The organism is Hymenobacter artigasi (genome assembly GCF_012275535.1).
In the GTDB taxonomy this organism is placed as follows: domain Bacteria; phylum Bacteroidota; class Bacteroidia; order Cytophagales; family Hymenobacteraceae; genus Hymenobacter; species Hymenobacter artigasi.
On the sequence record NZ_JAAVTK010000014.1, the window covers coordinates 61,229 to 77,022 of the forward strand.

Annotated in this window: 7 protein-coding genes; 3 read left to right on the plus strand and 4 right to left on the minus strand. The window is 62.3% G+C overall.

Going from position 1 to position 15,794, the window contains the following annotated elements; genetic code table 11:
• Nucleotides 1-96: 96 nt before the first annotated feature.
• From HBN54_RS18935 to HBN54_RS18945, 3 genes are all read left to right on the plus strand, one after another.
• Nucleotides 97-1,041 (plus strand): PorV/PorQ family protein, encoded by a 945-nt coding sequence (locus tag HBN54_RS18935; protein ID WP_168674798.1) that lies wholly within the window; start codon nucleotides 97-99, stop codon nucleotides 1,039-1,041.
• A gap of 224 nt (nucleotides 1,042-1,265) precedes the next feature.
• Nucleotides 1,266-3,305: a helix-hairpin-helix domain-containing protein gene (locus HBN54_RS18940; protein WP_235955601.1), complete on the plus strand. Its 2,040-nt coding sequence runs from the start codon at nucleotides 1,266-1,268 to the stop codon at nucleotides 3,303-3,305.
• A 685-nt stretch (nucleotides 3,306-3,990) separates the two neighbouring features.
• A complete protein-coding gene (locus HBN54_RS18945) occupies nucleotides 3,991-7,509 on the plus strand; it encodes a T9SS type A sorting domain-containing protein (RefSeq protein WP_168674800.1) in 3,519 nt (1,172 codons plus the stop codon).
• Between the two features lie 322 nt (nucleotides 7,510-7,831).
• Here the strand turns inward: HBN54_RS18945 and HBN54_RS18950 are convergent, their stop codons facing one another.
• The 4 genes from HBN54_RS18950 to HBN54_RS18965 form a co-directional block, all read right to left on the minus strand.
• Nucleotides 7,832-9,772 carry a DUF3857 domain-containing protein gene (locus HBN54_RS18950; protein ID WP_168674801.1) on the minus strand — a complete coding sequence of 647 codons (1,941 nt, stop codon included), beginning with the start codon at nucleotides 9,770-9,772 and terminating at the stop codon, nucleotides 7,832-7,834.
• A gap of 132 nt (nucleotides 9,773-9,904) precedes the next feature.
• Nucleotides 9,905-11,956 carry a DUF3857 domain-containing protein gene (locus HBN54_RS18955; protein ID WP_168674802.1) on the minus strand — a complete coding sequence of 684 codons (2,052 nt, stop codon included), beginning with the start codon at nucleotides 11,954-11,956 and terminating at the stop codon, nucleotides 9,905-9,907.
• Nucleotides 11,957-12,069: 113 nt separating this feature from the next.
• Nucleotides 12,070-14,130 carry a DUF3857 domain-containing protein gene (locus HBN54_RS18960; protein WP_168674803.1) on the minus strand — a complete coding sequence of 687 codons (2,061 nt, stop codon included), beginning with the start codon at nucleotides 14,128-14,130 and terminating at the stop codon, nucleotides 12,070-12,072.
• Between the two features lie 108 nt (nucleotides 14,131-14,238).
• Nucleotides 14,239-15,477, minus strand: a complete 1,239-nt coding sequence (locus tag HBN54_RS18965) for an MFS transporter (protein WP_168674804.1) — start codon at nucleotides 15,475-15,477, stop codon at nucleotides 14,239-14,241.
• Nucleotides 15,478-15,794 lie beyond the last annotated feature (317 nt).

Genomic DNA, 15,794 nt, shown 5'->3' on the forward strand with positions numbered 1-15,794 from the left:
GTTCGGCAGTGGTGCCGGAATGGATAACCGCGCGGGCCGGCAAAATAATTTCGGGCCAGGTTTAGGCAATCGCATCCGAGTTGCTACCTTACCCTTATGAAACACTGTTTACCTCAATATATTTCTACTTTTTGCTTTTTTGTTATCGTCTCGGGTGTGCTGCCGGGGGCGGAAGTGTGGGCGCAGGGCAATGGCCCCGGCGTGCGCGGAGCCCGCGCCGCCGCGCTCGGCAACGCCTCGGTGGCGCTGGCCGGCGAGGTGTGGAGCATGGGCAACAACGTGGCCGGCATCAGCGAAATTCAGCGGCCCAGCGTGGGCTTCTACGCCGAAAACCGCTACTTCAGCTCGGCCCTGAACGTGGGCGCGCTCACGGTGGCGCTGCCCCTGGGCCGCACCACCGCGCCCGAAACGGGCAGCGTGATGCCCGGGGCCGAAGGCGCGGTCCCGTCGCTGAGCCCCGCGCCCGCCCCCACCTGGGCACGCAATGGCGTGGTAGCCTTCGAGGCGCAACGCTTCGGCGGCGTGCTTTATAATGAAACCCGCGTGGGCGTGGGCTACGCCTACCGTTTTGGCCAGATAAGCCTGGGCGCGCGGGCCGATATGCTCCAGGTAAGCATCGAGGGCCTGGGCAGCCGGCGCATGGTGTTGGGCACGCTGGGCGGGCAGATTGAAATCGTGCCCCGGCGGCTCAGCTTCGGCGCGTCGCTCTACAACCTCAACCAGGCCAAACTGGCCAGCTACCAAGCCGAGCGGGTGCCTACCATCCTCAAAGCCGGCCTGGCTTACCGCCCCGGCAGCCAGGTGCTGCTGCTGGTAGAAACCGAGAAGGACGTGGAGCGCGCCGCCAATTTCAAGGTGGGGCTGGAGTACCGGCCGGTGCCGGTGCTGGCGGCCCGGCTGGGCCTGGCCTCGCTCACGGAGCAAGCCAGCGCGGGCATTGGCGTGCTGGCCGGCGCCTTCCAGATTGACTACGCGGCGGCGTTTCAGCAGGCGCTGGGCTTCAGCCAGCATTTGAGCGTGAGTAAATCGTGGGGGAAGTGATTTTTAATTAGTAATTGAGAATTAATAATTAAAAATTCAGGATGGAAAACATAGTTGGTAAGTGGTTGGGTTGGGGCTGCGTTGGCTTACGGTGGGCCAGTAAGTCCTGGCTTTTCAGGGGCATTCCGAAGCGGTTTATTTGGATTGTAGCTCTAATTATTAATTCTCAATTATTAATTAATAATTACGCCAACGCCCAGGAGTATGTCCGCCGTGCGCCAGATTTGGACCGCCTGACGCAGGAATTATTCGCCGAAATTCAGTCGGACGAAGTGCCCTACGAAGACCTGTACGAGACGCTGCTCCAGTACTACCAAACGCCCATCAACCTCAACAGCGCCACCCGAGAGGAGCTGCGCTCGCTGCTGCTGCTCAATGAAAACCAGATAACCACACTGCTCAACCACCGCCAGGCCAACGGTGACCTGCTGAGTGTGTATGAGCTGCAAAGCATTGAGGGCTACGACCTGCGCACCATAAATCGCATTCTGCCCTTCGTGAGCGTGCAAATGAGTGGGGCCAATTCCAGCCGGGGCACGCTCTGGCAGCGCATTGCCCGCGAGGACAACAACGCCCTGTACCTGCGCTACGAGCGGGTGCTGCAGGAGCGCCAGGGCTACACGCCCCCCACGCTATACCAGGGCCGGCCCACTACCCGCTACCTCGGCTCGGCCGATAAGATGCTGATTCGCTACCGCGTGAGCCATACCAAGGATTTCAGCGTGGGCTTTTCGCTGGAAAAAGACGCCGGCGAGCCCATTGTGTGGAACCCTAACAAAGGGCAGTTCGGGGCCGATTACGTGTCGGCGCACCTGCTCATTCAGGAGCGGGGCAAGCTGAAGGCGCTGGCGCTGGGCGACTACCAACTGCAGTTTGGGCAGGGCCTGCTGCTGTCGTCGGGCCTGGGCGTGGGCAAGGGCGCGGAAACGATTACCACGCTGCGGCGCTCGTCGGTGGGCGTGCGGGCGTATTCGTCGCTGCTTGAAAACTCGTTTTTTCGGGGCGGGGCACTTACGTATCAGGTGGCGCCCACGGTGCAGGTCACGGGTTTTGTGTCGCACAAGAATGTGGATGCCAACCTGCAGCAAACCCAGGATTCGCTGGCGCAGTACGATGAGTTTACCTCGGGCCTGCTCTACACCGGCTTCCACCGCACGGCCTCCGAAATTGCCAACCGCCACCGGTTGGCCGAAACCCTCGGGGGCGGCAATGCTACCTACACCAGCCGCGACGGCAACCTGGCCATTGGTGCCACCGGCTTGTTCACGCACTACGGCACGCCCATTCTCAAGCGCCCCGAGGCGTACAACTACTTCGAGTTCAGCGGCCGCGACAACCTGGCCCTAAGCCTGAACTACAGCTACGTGTACCGCAACTTCCTGCTTTTTGGCGAAACCGCACGCAGCACCGGCGGCGGCCTGGGCACCGTGAACGGCCTGCTGGCCAGCCTCGGCTCCAGTGTGGATGCGGCCCTGCTGGTGCGGCACTACGATTCCAATTTTCACACCCTCTACGGTAATGCGTTCAGCGAGAATACCCGCAACATCAACGAAACCGGCGTTTATATCGGGCTAAAAGTGCGGCCCGTGGCCCGCTGGGAAATCTCGGCTTACTACGACCAGTTCCGCTTTCCGTGGCTGCGCTACCGCGCCAGCGCCCCCACCGACGGCCACGACGCCCTGCTGCGCATTGCCTACACGCCCACCAAAACCAGCCTGCTCTACGTGCAGCTGCGCCAGCGCCTGAAGCCCCGCGACCTGGCCAGCACCGACCTCAGCAATATCTATCCCACCCGCGCCCTGCCGCTGCCCGGCGAGCAGCTTCGCCAGAGCATTCTGGTGTACTACAACACCGCCCCCACGCCGCAGCTGGAGTTGCGCACCCGCATGCAGGCCTCGCGCCTGCGCGACGACGACGGCCTGGCCTGGCGCAGTGGCTACGTGCTGGCCCAGGACGTGGGCTACCAGTTCAACCGCACCCTCAAGCTCACGGCCCGCTACGCCATTTTCGACGCCGACGACTATGATAGCCGCCAATACGTGTTCGAGCAGGATGTGCTGCTGGCCGTGTCGGTGCCGGCCCTCTACGGCCAGGGTACGCGGGTGTACGGCCTGGCCGAAGTCCGCATCAACCGCTCGCTCACCCTCTGGCTGCGCTACGCCGAAACCCGCTACCGCCACCAGGACGTGGTGGGCACGGGCCTGGAGTCCATCCAGGGTTCGCTGCGCGGTGAGGTGAAGGCGCAGTTGCGGGTGAAGTTTTAGCGCTGGAGTTTTGGACCGGGCCCAATGCCAGGCGGCTCCACAACTATTGTTGTGGAGCCGCCTGGCATTTCGCGCACGAGCACTACTCCCGGCTGTGGAGTTTGGGCTGTGCCCCGCCACATCGTCGCTAACCCAAACAGCATCTAAATCCGCAGCCTTGGCTTCTCCCCCATTCGCTCCCCGGCACCGAAGTGACGGGGAGCGAAAAAACACTAAGTCGTATTTGGAAATAATACTATAGAGCACCAACATAAAGGTGCAGCGAGCTTTCCTGCATAAATGCGAGATATTAAAAAAAAACTGAATTCAAAGATTGATAATTAATTATCGCATAATTACATTTTTAAAAATTGTGTTCATTGATTAGTGAGGACAGCGAGTAATTAGATATAAAAATTACAAGGCGTGAAAATGGGGTTTTAACCGCCGATAATTGGGTTTTGTCGAATATAAGATAACCTCTATTAATTACAATACTAATTTTGTATTGATTAATTCTTAGGTCAATAATTGATATTAATATCTCATGCTTAATAGCATTGATATTCCTGGCTTCTCATTTCCAATGTAATAAGAATGGAATTGCTGATTTGCGATTCCATTTTTTTGGCTCAAAAAATAGAAAAAACAGAATTAATAAATAATTGACCTGATTTTTGAAAATAAGCACACACAAGGACCATTCATGCAACGAGAATTACAATCAGGCCGCAAGCTGTTGGCAGTAGCTGGCAAACGACATTTGAACTACCTGCTACGCACAGGGGCTTTGGCGTTGTTGCTGGCGGGTACGGGCCGGCAGCAGGCGGCTGCCCAGGCGGGCAAAAGTGGGGTTGGCACGATAGCTACTACCAATGCCATCGTGAACGAATACACTGCCCTGACGGCCAACGCGACTACGGGCGCGACTACCATCACGGTGGCCAGCAGCTCGCTGAACGCGAACAACCGCTTTGCTGCCCCGCTGGCGGCCGGCGACCTGCTGCTGCTGGTGCAGCCCCAGGGAGCGGCCATCAGCACCGCCGATGATGCCACCTACGGCACCGTGACGGCCCTCAACAATGCCGGCCGCTACCAGCTGGTTGAAGTTGCGGCGGTACCCACGGCCACTACTATTACGTTGAGCTGCAAGTTATTCAGCTCGTACACCACGGCGGGCCATGCCCAGGTAGTGCGCGTGCCGCGCTACACTACGCTCACCGTAAACACCAACATCAGCGTGAAAGCGCAGGCCTGGAACGGTACTACGGGCGGCGTACTGGCTATTGAAACCACGGGCAACGTAACGCTGGCAACCGGCGCTACGCTCGACGTGTCGGCCCTGGGCTTTCGGGGTGGCGCGTTGGAGCAGAACACCGATGCCGTTCCCAACAATGACCTTGGCTACCGCTCGACGGCCGATACCTACGCGGCTGAGAAAGGCGAGAGCATAGCCGGCACCATTGCCGAGTATGATGCGCTGAATGGACGCTACGGGCGCGGTGCCCCGGCCAACGGCGGCGGCGGCGGCAACTCGCACAACGCGGCCGGCGGCGGCGGTGCCAACGTGGCCGTGGCCGGGACCACCTACACCGGCACCGGCAACCCCGACCGGGGTACCGGCAACGCCTACGACGCGGCCTGGAACCTGGAGGCGGCCAACTTTGCCACTTCCACCTCTTCCGGTGGCGGGCGTGGGGGCTACAGCTACTCCAGCACCAACCAGGATGCCCTGACGCTGGCTACCGGCCAGGCGGCCTGGGGCGGCGACAACCGTCAGAACAAAGGCGGCTTCGGTGGCCACCCCATGGTGAGCAGCGGCCGGGCCTTCTTCGGCGGCGGCGGCGGCGCCGGCGACTCGAACAATAACAGCGGCACGGCCGGCGCGGCCGGTGGTGGCTTTATCTACCTGGTAGCGGGCGGGGCCGTAACCGGCGGCTCGCTGCTGGCCGATGGCGGCTCGGTGACGGTAGTAAGCAACAACGACGGCGCGGGCGGCGGTGGCGGGGGCGGCAGCGTGGTAGTGAACTCGACCAACCTGACCACCACGGCCCTGCTGGCCCGGGGTGGCAAGGGCGGTAGCCAGAGCGCCCTTGCCGCAGAGGCGGAGGGCGCGGGCGGCGGCGGCGGCGGCGGCCTGGTGAGCTACACCAACGGCGCGCCTACCACCGACGTTAGCGGCGGCCTGAATGGAACCACGCTCTCAGGGTCGCTCACCGAATTCCCGCCCAACGGCGGCACCCGGGGCGGCGCAGGTCGTGCCGATGCCGGTGCCTGCTCGGTAGCGCTGTGCCAGACGGTGGCAGACGTGGCCACCAGCATCAGCTTTGGTACCAACCCCTTGCCCGCCAATCAGCAGGCGGTTATCAACGTGACGTTCATCAACAATGGCCCCGACGCGGCGGATAACGTGACGCGCTTCGTGCAGCTGCCCGCCGGCCTGGGCGCGGGTGCCGTGACGGTGACCACCAGCACGGGTTCGGGTAGCTATGATAATACCAATGGCAAGGTAACATTCACCGCAGTAACAACCCTGGCTAACGGGGCCAATGCCAACGCGACTATAAAATACACACCTTCCGTGGCGGGCACCGTCGCAGTAACGTCCACCATCAGCACCACTACTTCGGAAGCGTGCCAGCTGGACGACGATAACTCGGGTACCAACAACCTGGTGGTGATTTACCCCGCCGATTTGAAAGTGACGCTGAGCGGTCCCAGCACGGCGGCAGCTGCTTCCAGTATTACGTATACGGCTACCGTGCAGAATATTACCCCAGCTGGCAGCTCTGGCACGGCCGATGCCACTAGCACGGTACTCACAGTGCAGTTGGCCAAGGCCCTGCTCACCACTGCTTTCCCGGTTGGCACGACGTATAATTTCGATACGGGCATTGCCACGCTGGCCATTGGGCAGGTGAATCGGGGTACGACGTTGCCGAGCTTCGATTTTACCTTCACGCTGCCCAACAACAACCAGCCCGTAGCGGGCGTGGCCTCAGCCACGGCTTTTGAGCCCGACCCAGACGCGACCAATAATAACGGTGTGGCCAGCACCATGCGCGTGGCCACCACCGTAACCATGCCCGCCGGTACCGGCACCTGCACTGGCACCACCTACGACGGTTCGCCGGCTACGCAGGGCTTGTATACCGAATATTTCAAGGGCTATTTTAACGACGTGCTCACGTTCTTCGACTCGCCCAAAGTGGCCGACTTGAAGCGCATTGACGGCAACGTGAACTATACCGCTAACAATGCCTGGGGCGATTTGTCGGGGGCTTTTGGCAGCGGCACGTTGACTAATCCAGATTCTTACAGCGCTCGCTACCGGGGCTACCTCAACATCATTACGGCCGGCGACTACACGTTCTCGATGCTCAGCGATGATGCCGCTTATATTTGGCTCGACAACCAGGCCCGCGCCAACCCGTTGGTAGCTGCTAATACTGTGGTGAAGGATGCGGGCACGCATGCCCCGCGCACTAGCGTCGGCACCGCTGTATCCTTGGCGGCGGGCCCGCACCTTCTGTTGGCGCTGTACGGCGAAAATACCGGTAATAATCAGTTCCGTATTTCTTATTCCGGGCCCGATACCGGCAACACGACGATAACGGTTCCGGTGAGCGCCTTGTGCAGCCGTCAGTCCAGCAGCTCGTCTAGCAGTAGCCCACTGCCGGTAGTGCTTATGGCTTTCACGGCCCAAGCCGATGGCCGCGCCGCCCGCCTGAACTGGCGCACCGCCACAGAGCTCCGCAACGACCACTTCGACCTGGAGCGTAGCCGCGACGGCGTGGCCTTCCAGAAGGTAGCCGAAGTGAAAGGCGCAGGTTCGAGCAGTACTGTCCACGACTACAGCTACCGTGATGCTAACGCCGCCGAAATGGGCGGGGGTAAGGTGTACTACCGCCTGCGGCAGGTAGACCTGGACGGCAGCAGCGAGTTTTCGCCGGTGCGGACGGTGACCTTTGGCGTGGGTGCGGCGGGCTTCGTGCTGTTCCCCAACCCGGCGCAGCAGCGCGTGGGCCTGCAGCTGAGCTTGGCGGCAGCCGGTACCATCAGCCTCACCGATTTGGCCGGCCGCGTGGTTATGCAGCAGACCATTGAGGCCGGTGCCACCCAGCCTTCGCTCGACCTGAGCACGCTGGCAACCGGCATCTACGTGGTGCAGGTAACGCAGAATGGCCAGCACTTCATTCAAAAGCTGGTGCACACCGGCAACTAACTAAGCAACTGGCATTTTGCCGCAGACTCTTCCTGCGTCGACATGACAAAGCGCTTATAAGTCAAAGCTAAAAAAGCCGTTTCCTGATTGGAAACGGCTTTTTTAGCTTTGACTATCGTGCGGCAGTCACTAGCTGTGATTCAAAACCTCAGACTGGTGAATAGCAGTCCCAGCGAAGCGGCAATCGTTGGACGAGTTTCGCCCCTCTGAGGGCTCTACCCATTTATTTATTGGTTTTGCCATTAATCATAAGCCTATATGTGCCTGACGTTTAGTAGTGTATGATTTAGATTGTGTAATGATTTTAGATACAGGGGTCTGCCTAGCTCTCCGTTTTCAATAATACTACCTGCGTCTTATCGGCCACGCTGATTTTGCGGCGGAAGTCGAGGTAGCCGGCGTAGGCAGTTTTGGGCAGGTGGCCGCGCTTCAGCTCCAGCCGGCGGATATACTGAATGGTGCCATCGGGCAGGGTGGCGTACTGGCTGGCGTAGGTGCCATAAGCGGTGCTGAGCTGTATGGGAGCGGGCAGGGTTTCGGGGTGGAAGCCAGTGGGCAGGTGCAGCCGCACGGTATCGGCGTGCAGGCTGGCGTGGTCGAGCCACAGGTCGGACTGGCGCTCGCCCACTTGCGCGGGCAGGGCGGGCAGGCGGCTCAGCAGGTTGGGGTTGATGAACACGCGCTTGCCGCTGGGCGGGGCAAAGCCCGGCAGCGCCAGCGCCAGGTGCTCAACCACGCCCGGCAGCGGACCGGCCGGCGCGGCGGCCAGGCTCAGCTTGGTGAGGGTGAAAGTGGAGAGCCGCAAATGGTCGGTGACGTACTTTTTCTGTTCTGCCGGCCCCAGCTCGTGCAGTAGGGCGGCATACAGGTCCTGCTCCTGGCCGATGCGCAGGGTGCGGGCCGTGGCCGTGGCGCTGCCCGTAGCATCCAGAAACAGGTCGAGGCGGCGCACCTGGCGGTTTTCGGCGGTGCCGTAGCGCGGCGTAGCCACTAGCTTGCCGCCCTCGGGCGTGAGCAGCAGCGCGTGGCGGTTGCCCGTGAAGCTGCCCATGTAGCCGAAGGCGTTGGTCTGGCTGGTGCATTCCAGCCACAGCGTGTCGGCCCGGTCGCCCTTGGCCGGCGGCACGCACACAATAACGTGGTTGAACTGGGTGCTGGGAAAGTCGGCCCGGATATCGGGTTCGTCCGGTCCGGCTTTCACCAGGGCCACGCAGGCGGGTACGCCTGCCGTCTTCAGCAAGGCCACGGTGTAGTTGCTCAGGGCCTTGCAGTCGCCGTAGCCGTTGCTGGCCACCGAGCTGGCCGGGAAGGTCTGCCAGCCCCCCAAGCCCAGCTGCACCGAGATGTAGCGGGTAGTGCCCTGCAGCATTTCGTACACGCGCTGCGCGCGGGCGCGGGCATCGGGGGCGTCGCGCACCAGGGCCTGCACCTTGGCCAGCGTGGCGGGCGGCAGCACGTCGCGGCCAGCGTTCAGCTCGTAGCTCCACAGCCCAAGGTTCTGCCAGGAGGCTGCCGAGCCTTTGTGGCCCTGCACCTCGAAGGTGCCGGGGGCCATGGCCACGGTCGGCGTCAGGGTGGCCAGCGGTGGCGCGGCTTCTTCCTCATCCACGGCGGGCAGGTTGGCCAGGTGCCACTCGTAGGTTTCCTGGCCATTGGTGCTGGTGTGGGCCACGGCGGTGCCGGCGGGCAGCTGCCGCTCCTGGTAGCGCAGGGGCAGGGCGGTGGGCGTGGTCACGCGTAGGCTGGCGCTTTGCACGGCCAGGCCTTCGGCTTCCTGCGGCTGCCAATGCGGGTAGAACAAGGGGTTGTCCGACACCGTTTCGTAGTCAAATTCTACGGTGTAGGGCGTTTGGGGCTGGCGCAGGTCGGCGTAGCGAATCCGGACATCGGTCATCAAATCGTTGCCGCCCACGCCCTGGTCGTGGATTTCGGCGGCCCGCAGCTGGTGCAGCAGGCGGCCATCGGCGTCGTACACGGCCCCGCGCAGGTAGCTCAACGATTCGAGGTCGTAGTAATACTCGCCATGCCGGCCAAAGTCGTCGCCGGCATCGCTGAGCACCGTCACCACGCGGTGCACGGTGTGCACCAGCCGGCCCGCCGATTTCACGGTCACCACCTCATCATTGGCCCGCAACACGGCGTTGGCTCCTTCGCGCAGGGCCGCCGGAATATCAGCCACCGCATATTTGGGCGCGGGGGCAGCCGGGTGCACCAGAAAGCTGCCAAGTGGCAGCACGGCCAGAAAAGAGAGCAGGGCTTTCATTGAATGTGAGTTAAGAGTTAAAGGTTAAGAGTTAAAAATTAAAGGGTAAGAGTTGAGGGTTAAAGGTTGCCGAGCGCAGTTTCAACTCTTAACTCCTAACCTTTAACTCTTAACCTTTAACTCTTAACTCATCTATGCTTTCTTCTTGATAATGAGCTTCTCGCCTTGCTTTTCCAGCATCAGGCGGTAGAACTCGCGGAGGTGGGTGTATTCCTCGGCTGCGTACACGGGCTTTCGCAGGCTCATGCGGCTCATGAGCTGCACCACGCCGGGCGCGCCGGCCGTAACGGTACACATAAAGCGCCCCCCGCCCTCGGGCATCTCCACAATGGTGGGCTTCGGCACTTCGGCCAGCTCGTAGCCGGCAGGCAGCGTCAGGGTTACCATCGTGGTTTCGTCCTGCGGTGCGCCAAAGTCCACGGGAAACAGCCGGTCATCGTGCCGGAAGGGGTTTTGCTCGGTGCTGAATTCGCGCAACGGGCTCAGGTAGAGCAGGTCGGCGGTGGCGTTATCGTCGGCGGGCTGGGTGAATTCGTAGTCGAAAGCCAGCGGCTTGTCCACGCTTTCGCGGTCAGCCACGGTCAGCTTGGGCACCGTCCAGCCGCTGTGGGGGCGGGTCATCTGGGCCAGGTATTTCTTCTCGCCCAAGCTGCTTAGCTCCTGGCGGGCCTCGGCTCCGGCGTAGCCGCCGTGCTCCTCGTGCACCTTGCCCGTGAGGCCGCCCTTGGCATCCATGGTCAGGGCTACCTGCTGGTAGTGCACGTAGCGCTGGGCCGGGTTGAGGTCGACCCAGCGGCCATCTTCGGGCTTTTTCATGATGAGGCGGCCGGCCTGGTTCAGGCAGCGCTTGGGCAGCACGCCGCAGGGCAGCAGGGGCTCGGTGGCATCCACCAGCAAGTCTTTGCCATCGGCCAGCGGCACCAGCGCCATCACATAGTTGAAGCGCGACAGCATGGGCTGGGTCTGGTCTACGCGGCCGTGGCTACGGGTGCTCAGCAGCAGCGGATTGGCCGGAATGCCGGCCAGGCGCAGGGCTGAAATAAGCAGCAGGTTCACATCGGCTGCCGTGCCGTGGTGGGCATCAAAGGCCTTGCGCAGCGATGCCGTGGTGGCGTAGTGGTCGGTGCCGTCGTAGCGCACGGCGGCCATCACCACTTCGCGCACGGCGGCGGCGCGGGCCGCCTGGTCGGGGTATTTGGCCACCAGCGGCATAATCTGGTCTTTCAGAAAGCCGCCCCGGTCCAACTGCCCGCCAAAGTTATCCATGCCCAGCAGCTCCATGTCGATTTTTGACCAGGTACCGGACACATTTTTATAGGCCTGGTCCGGAAACTGCTCACCGGCCAGCTGAAAGGTGATGCGGTCCAGGTAATCTTCCGACGTGGTCATGTACGGCTCATCGCGGAAAGCCGGGACGTCCTTCATCACCCAGTCATAGTTGGTGGCGCGTGCTGATACGGCATCGTTGGTCGCCGCCTCGCGGCTGGTTCTCAGGCCGCTGCCCGAGAAGCCCCCCGCCGTGTGCACCGTAAACTGCATCGTGCTCTCGTTCCGGGTTTGCACGGCCAGCGGGTGGTAGCCCTGCTGCAGCATCTTGTAGTGAAAATACTCCGGAATGCTGGCCCGGAACTCGCTCCAGCGCACGGGAATGTCGCGCTGAAACGTCCAGTCCTGAAAATTGAACAGGAAGTCGGAAATTACGGTGTAGTTGTACTCAATCACCGAACCCTCGCGCACATCGGGCAACGTGAATTTGCGCATCCGCAGGTTGGCCGTCACGTCCTCGGTGAAGGTGTTGGAGCCGTCGAGCTTGGTTTTCACCACCTGCCCATTCACGAGGTTGTAGGTGGTGCCGCGCAGGCCGGTGATTTTCTCCTGGTTCTCCCCGCGGTGGTAGAGTGGTATTTCCACCGTGGCCGCGTCGTAACCGGCTTTTTTCAGGATTTTGATGCGCGTGGTCCGCTCCGATATCAGCTGAAAATCGTTGTTGTTGTACTGAAAATTGGTGGTGCCGTAGTCGCAGAGCACCACGGCCGTAGCAGCCGAGTCGCCCACAAACGGCGCGGCCGTGAAGTCTTTGGGGTCGGGCTTGCCAAATTTAATGGGTTCGGTCTGGGCCTGGGCCGTGAGGCTGGCCAGTACCATAGCGGCCAACGCCGCCGGGTAGCGTAACGAGTGCTTCATGAGTAGAGAGCGTGGGGTATTTAGGAATAGATGGGGTTGTTTATTGACCGTCATGCTGCGACTGAGCCCAGCATGACGTTTTAAATCATTGATTACAGCGAAAAACCCGCTGCTCAGCTGCCGGCCTTCTTCTGAATGATGAGCTTTTCGCCCTGCTTTTCCAGCATCAGGCGGTAGAGCTCGCGCAGGTTGGGGTACTGCTCGGCACTGTACACGGCATTGCGGAGCGTGAGGCGGCTGGTGAGCGTCACCGCCCCCGGCGTGGCCGCCGCTACGCTGCACATAAAGCGGCCGCCGCCCTCGGGGAGGTCCACCACGGCGGGCTTGGGCACGGCGGCCAGCTCGTAGCCGGCCGGCAGGGTCAGGTTGATAACCAGCGTTTCGTCCTGCGCCAAGCCAAAATCGACGGGGAAGTCCCGCTGCTCGCGCCGGAACGGGTTCTGGCCCAGGCCAAATTCACTCAGCGGGCTCAGGTAGAGCGAGCCGGCGGCGGGGCCCTCGGCGGGCTGCGCAAATTCGTAGTCCAGCACCAGGGGCTTCTCTACATTGTCGGTTTGGGCCAGGGTGGGCTTGCCCAGCGTCCAGCTTTCGTGGCGCTGGGCGGTGGCGGCCAGGTATTTTTTCTCGCCCTGGCTGGCCAGTCGGGCGCGGGCTTCGGCCCCGGCATAGCCGCCGTGCTCGTCGTGCACTTTGCCCGTGAGGCCGCCCCGGGCATCCAGAGCGAGGGCCACCTGCTGGTAGTGCACGCGGCGCAGGGCGGGCGCCAGGTCCACCCAGCGGCCGTCTTCCGGCTTTTTGGTAATGAGGCGGGCCACGCGGTTGAGGCAGCGCTGGGGCAGCACGCCGCAGGGGAGCAGGGGCTCGGTGGCATCCACCAGCAGGTCTTTGCCATCGGCCAGCGGCACCAGCGCCAGCACGTAGTTGAAGCGGTCCAGCAGCGGGTATTCCTTGCTCACGGAGCCGTGGTCGCGGGTGCTCAGCAGCAGCGGCTGGGCCTCGATGCCGGCCTCGCGCAGGGCGGCGATGAGCAGCAGGTTCACATCGGCCGAAGTGCCCCGGTGGGCGTCGTAGGCCTTGCGTAGCGGCTCGGGCGCAAAGTAGTGGTCGGTGCCGTCGTAGCGCACGGCGGCCATCACAAGCTGGCGCACGGCGGCGGCGCGGTCGGTTATCACTGGGTATTTGGCGGCCAGGCCCTGCAATTGAGCCTGCATGAAGCCGATGTGGCCCAGGCGGCCGCCAAACTCCTCCTCGGCCAGCAGGCTGGCGTTGATTTTCTCCCAAGTGCCGGTCAGGTCGTGGTAGGGCGAGTCGGGCCACTGCTCGCCGGCGAGCTCAAAATCGAGCCGGGCCACGTAGTCCCGGGCCGTGGTCATAAACGGCTCTTCGCCAAAGGCTGCCACGTCTTTCAGGGCCCAGGTGTGCTCCTCGGTGGGTGCGCTCACGGTGAGCGTGCCCACCTTCTGGCCGGCGCTGATGCCCGCGCCCGCCGGAATCTTGTCATCAATCACCAGGTTGGTCGAGCCCACCGTGGCCTTGTTCACGGCAAAAGCCTGCGCGCCCTGATACAGGATTTTGTAGCGATAAAATGACGGAATGCTCACCCGGTACTCGCTCCAGCGCACGGGAATGTCGCGCTGAAACGTCCAGTCCTGAAAGTTGAACAGGAAATCCGACGTCAGGGTGTAGGCGAATTCCACCACCGAGCCCACCCGCACGTTGGGCAGCGTAAATTTCTGCACGCTGACGGTGGGCGTGCGCTTTTCCAGAAACGCGCCGCTGGTTTCGAGGCGGGTTTTCTCCACGGCGTTGTTCACCAGGTTGTAGGTGAAGCCCCGCAGGTTCGATACTTTTTCCTGGTTGTCGTCGCGGTGGTAGAGCGGGATTTCGACGGTGGCGTACTCGTAGCCGGGCTTTTTGAGGATTTTGATGCGCGTCACCCGCTCAAAAATTACCTGAAAACCGCCGCCCTGCCCCTTCAGGCGCGACCGGCCAAAATCGCACAGCACCACGGCCGAAGCCGCGCTGTCGCCCACAAAAGGCGCGGCCGTGAGGTCATGGCTATCAATCACCCCAAACTTAATGGGCTCATTCTGAGCACGGGCCGAATAGCCGGTAATCAGCAAAAAAGCCGACGCGAGGCCCAGCCAGCGGCCCGGCCGTAAAGGTGCTTGCATGCAGAAAAAAAGAATGGAGTAGACAATCTTTGAACCCCTAAAACTAAGGGAATCAAATCGAAAATCATCTATTTTTCATCTATTTATTCTGCATGCGGCGCGGGGTCGCTACACCACTTCTTCGGCCGAGGGCTCAGGGACCTTGTCGGCGGCGGCCGAGTGGCCGGCGGGCCGGTCGGCGGGTATCCGCAACAGGTACACCAGCGCCGCCAGCACGCACAGCAGGCTGAGGCCGTGTACGTAGGGCAGGTGGGTGGCGTGGTTGCTGAAAATCCAGCCCGCCGCCAGCGCGCCCAGCCCGATGCCGGCTTCGAGGGCGATGTACATGGTGGCCACGGCCCGGCCCCGGCGCAGCGGGTCGCTCAGGTCGATGGTCCAGGCGTAGAGCGTGGGCGAGTTCAGGCCCGTGCCCAGCCCAAACACCACCGCGCCCAGCAAAAACACCGGGATGGAGGGCGTCCAGACCAGGATGGCCAGCCCCACGGCCAGCAGCGCCGTGGACCAGCGCAGCACCGGCACCCGCCCGTATTTGTCCGACGACTTACCCGCCACCAGCCGCACCACCAGCGAGGCAATGGTGTAGCATAGGTAAAACCAGCCCTTGTGCGAGCCCGTGAGGCCCAGCAGCCGGCTCTGGTCGGGAATCACGGTGAGCACTGCCCCAAACGGAAACAGGCACAGCAGCGTGGTGAAGGCCGCCGGCAGCACCTTGGGCTCCAGCACTTCGCTCCAGTTCAGCTTCAGCAGCCCGAAGCTGAATTTTTGCCGCTGGGCCTGGGGGAGGGTTTCGGTGAGGGTGCCCTGCACCACCAGCGAGAGCAGCGCCACCCCACTCGACACGTAAAACATCACGTTCAGCGAGAACTGCGTGGCCAGCCACGAGCCCAGGGCCGGGCCGGCGGCCATGCCCAGGCTGCCCGTCACGCCGAGCAGGCCCATGGCCTCGCCGCGCCGTGCCACGGGCACGATATCGGCAATGAAGGCGGCCGTGCCCGTGGGCTTGAAGCCTGTGCTGAACCCGTGTAGCAGCCGCAGCCCCAGAAACCCCGTGACCGTGAGCGCCCACGGGTAGAAAAACCCGCAGATAAAGCACACCAGCGAGCCAAACACCATCACCGGAATGCGCCCCACGGTATCGGCCAGCTTGCCCGAAAACGGCCGGCTGAGCCCGGCGGTGAGGGTGAACAAGGCAATGATGAAACCCTTGTACTCGCCCCCGCCCAGCCGGGTGAGGTGGTCGGGCAACTCGGGCAGCAGCAGGTTGAAGCTGAGGAAAAACAGAAACGACGACAGGCACATGAGCCAGAAGCCGAGCGTGTAGGGGCGGGAAGCAGCAGGAACGGGCATGGGTGCCGCAAAGGTCGGCATTGCGCGGGGATGCCCGCCCCTCTAACCTCATCTGGCGCGAGTTTAGCGGAGCGTAACTCGTGCCGGCCATGATGCGGAGGCTGCGCCTCCGCTGCCGCGTCAGCGGCAAGCCGGGGCCGCACCGTTCTACCGGGCCGTTCTGAAGCGAGGCGCAGCTTCGCCTGGCCCCGCCTGGCACGAGTTACGCGGCGCTAAACTCGCGCCAGGCGGGGCCAGGCGGGCCTAGCGGGATGTCCCGTTAGGGAGCTCGGCAACGTTCCCGGCAACGTTTGCACAACTATACTCAGGCGTTCGGC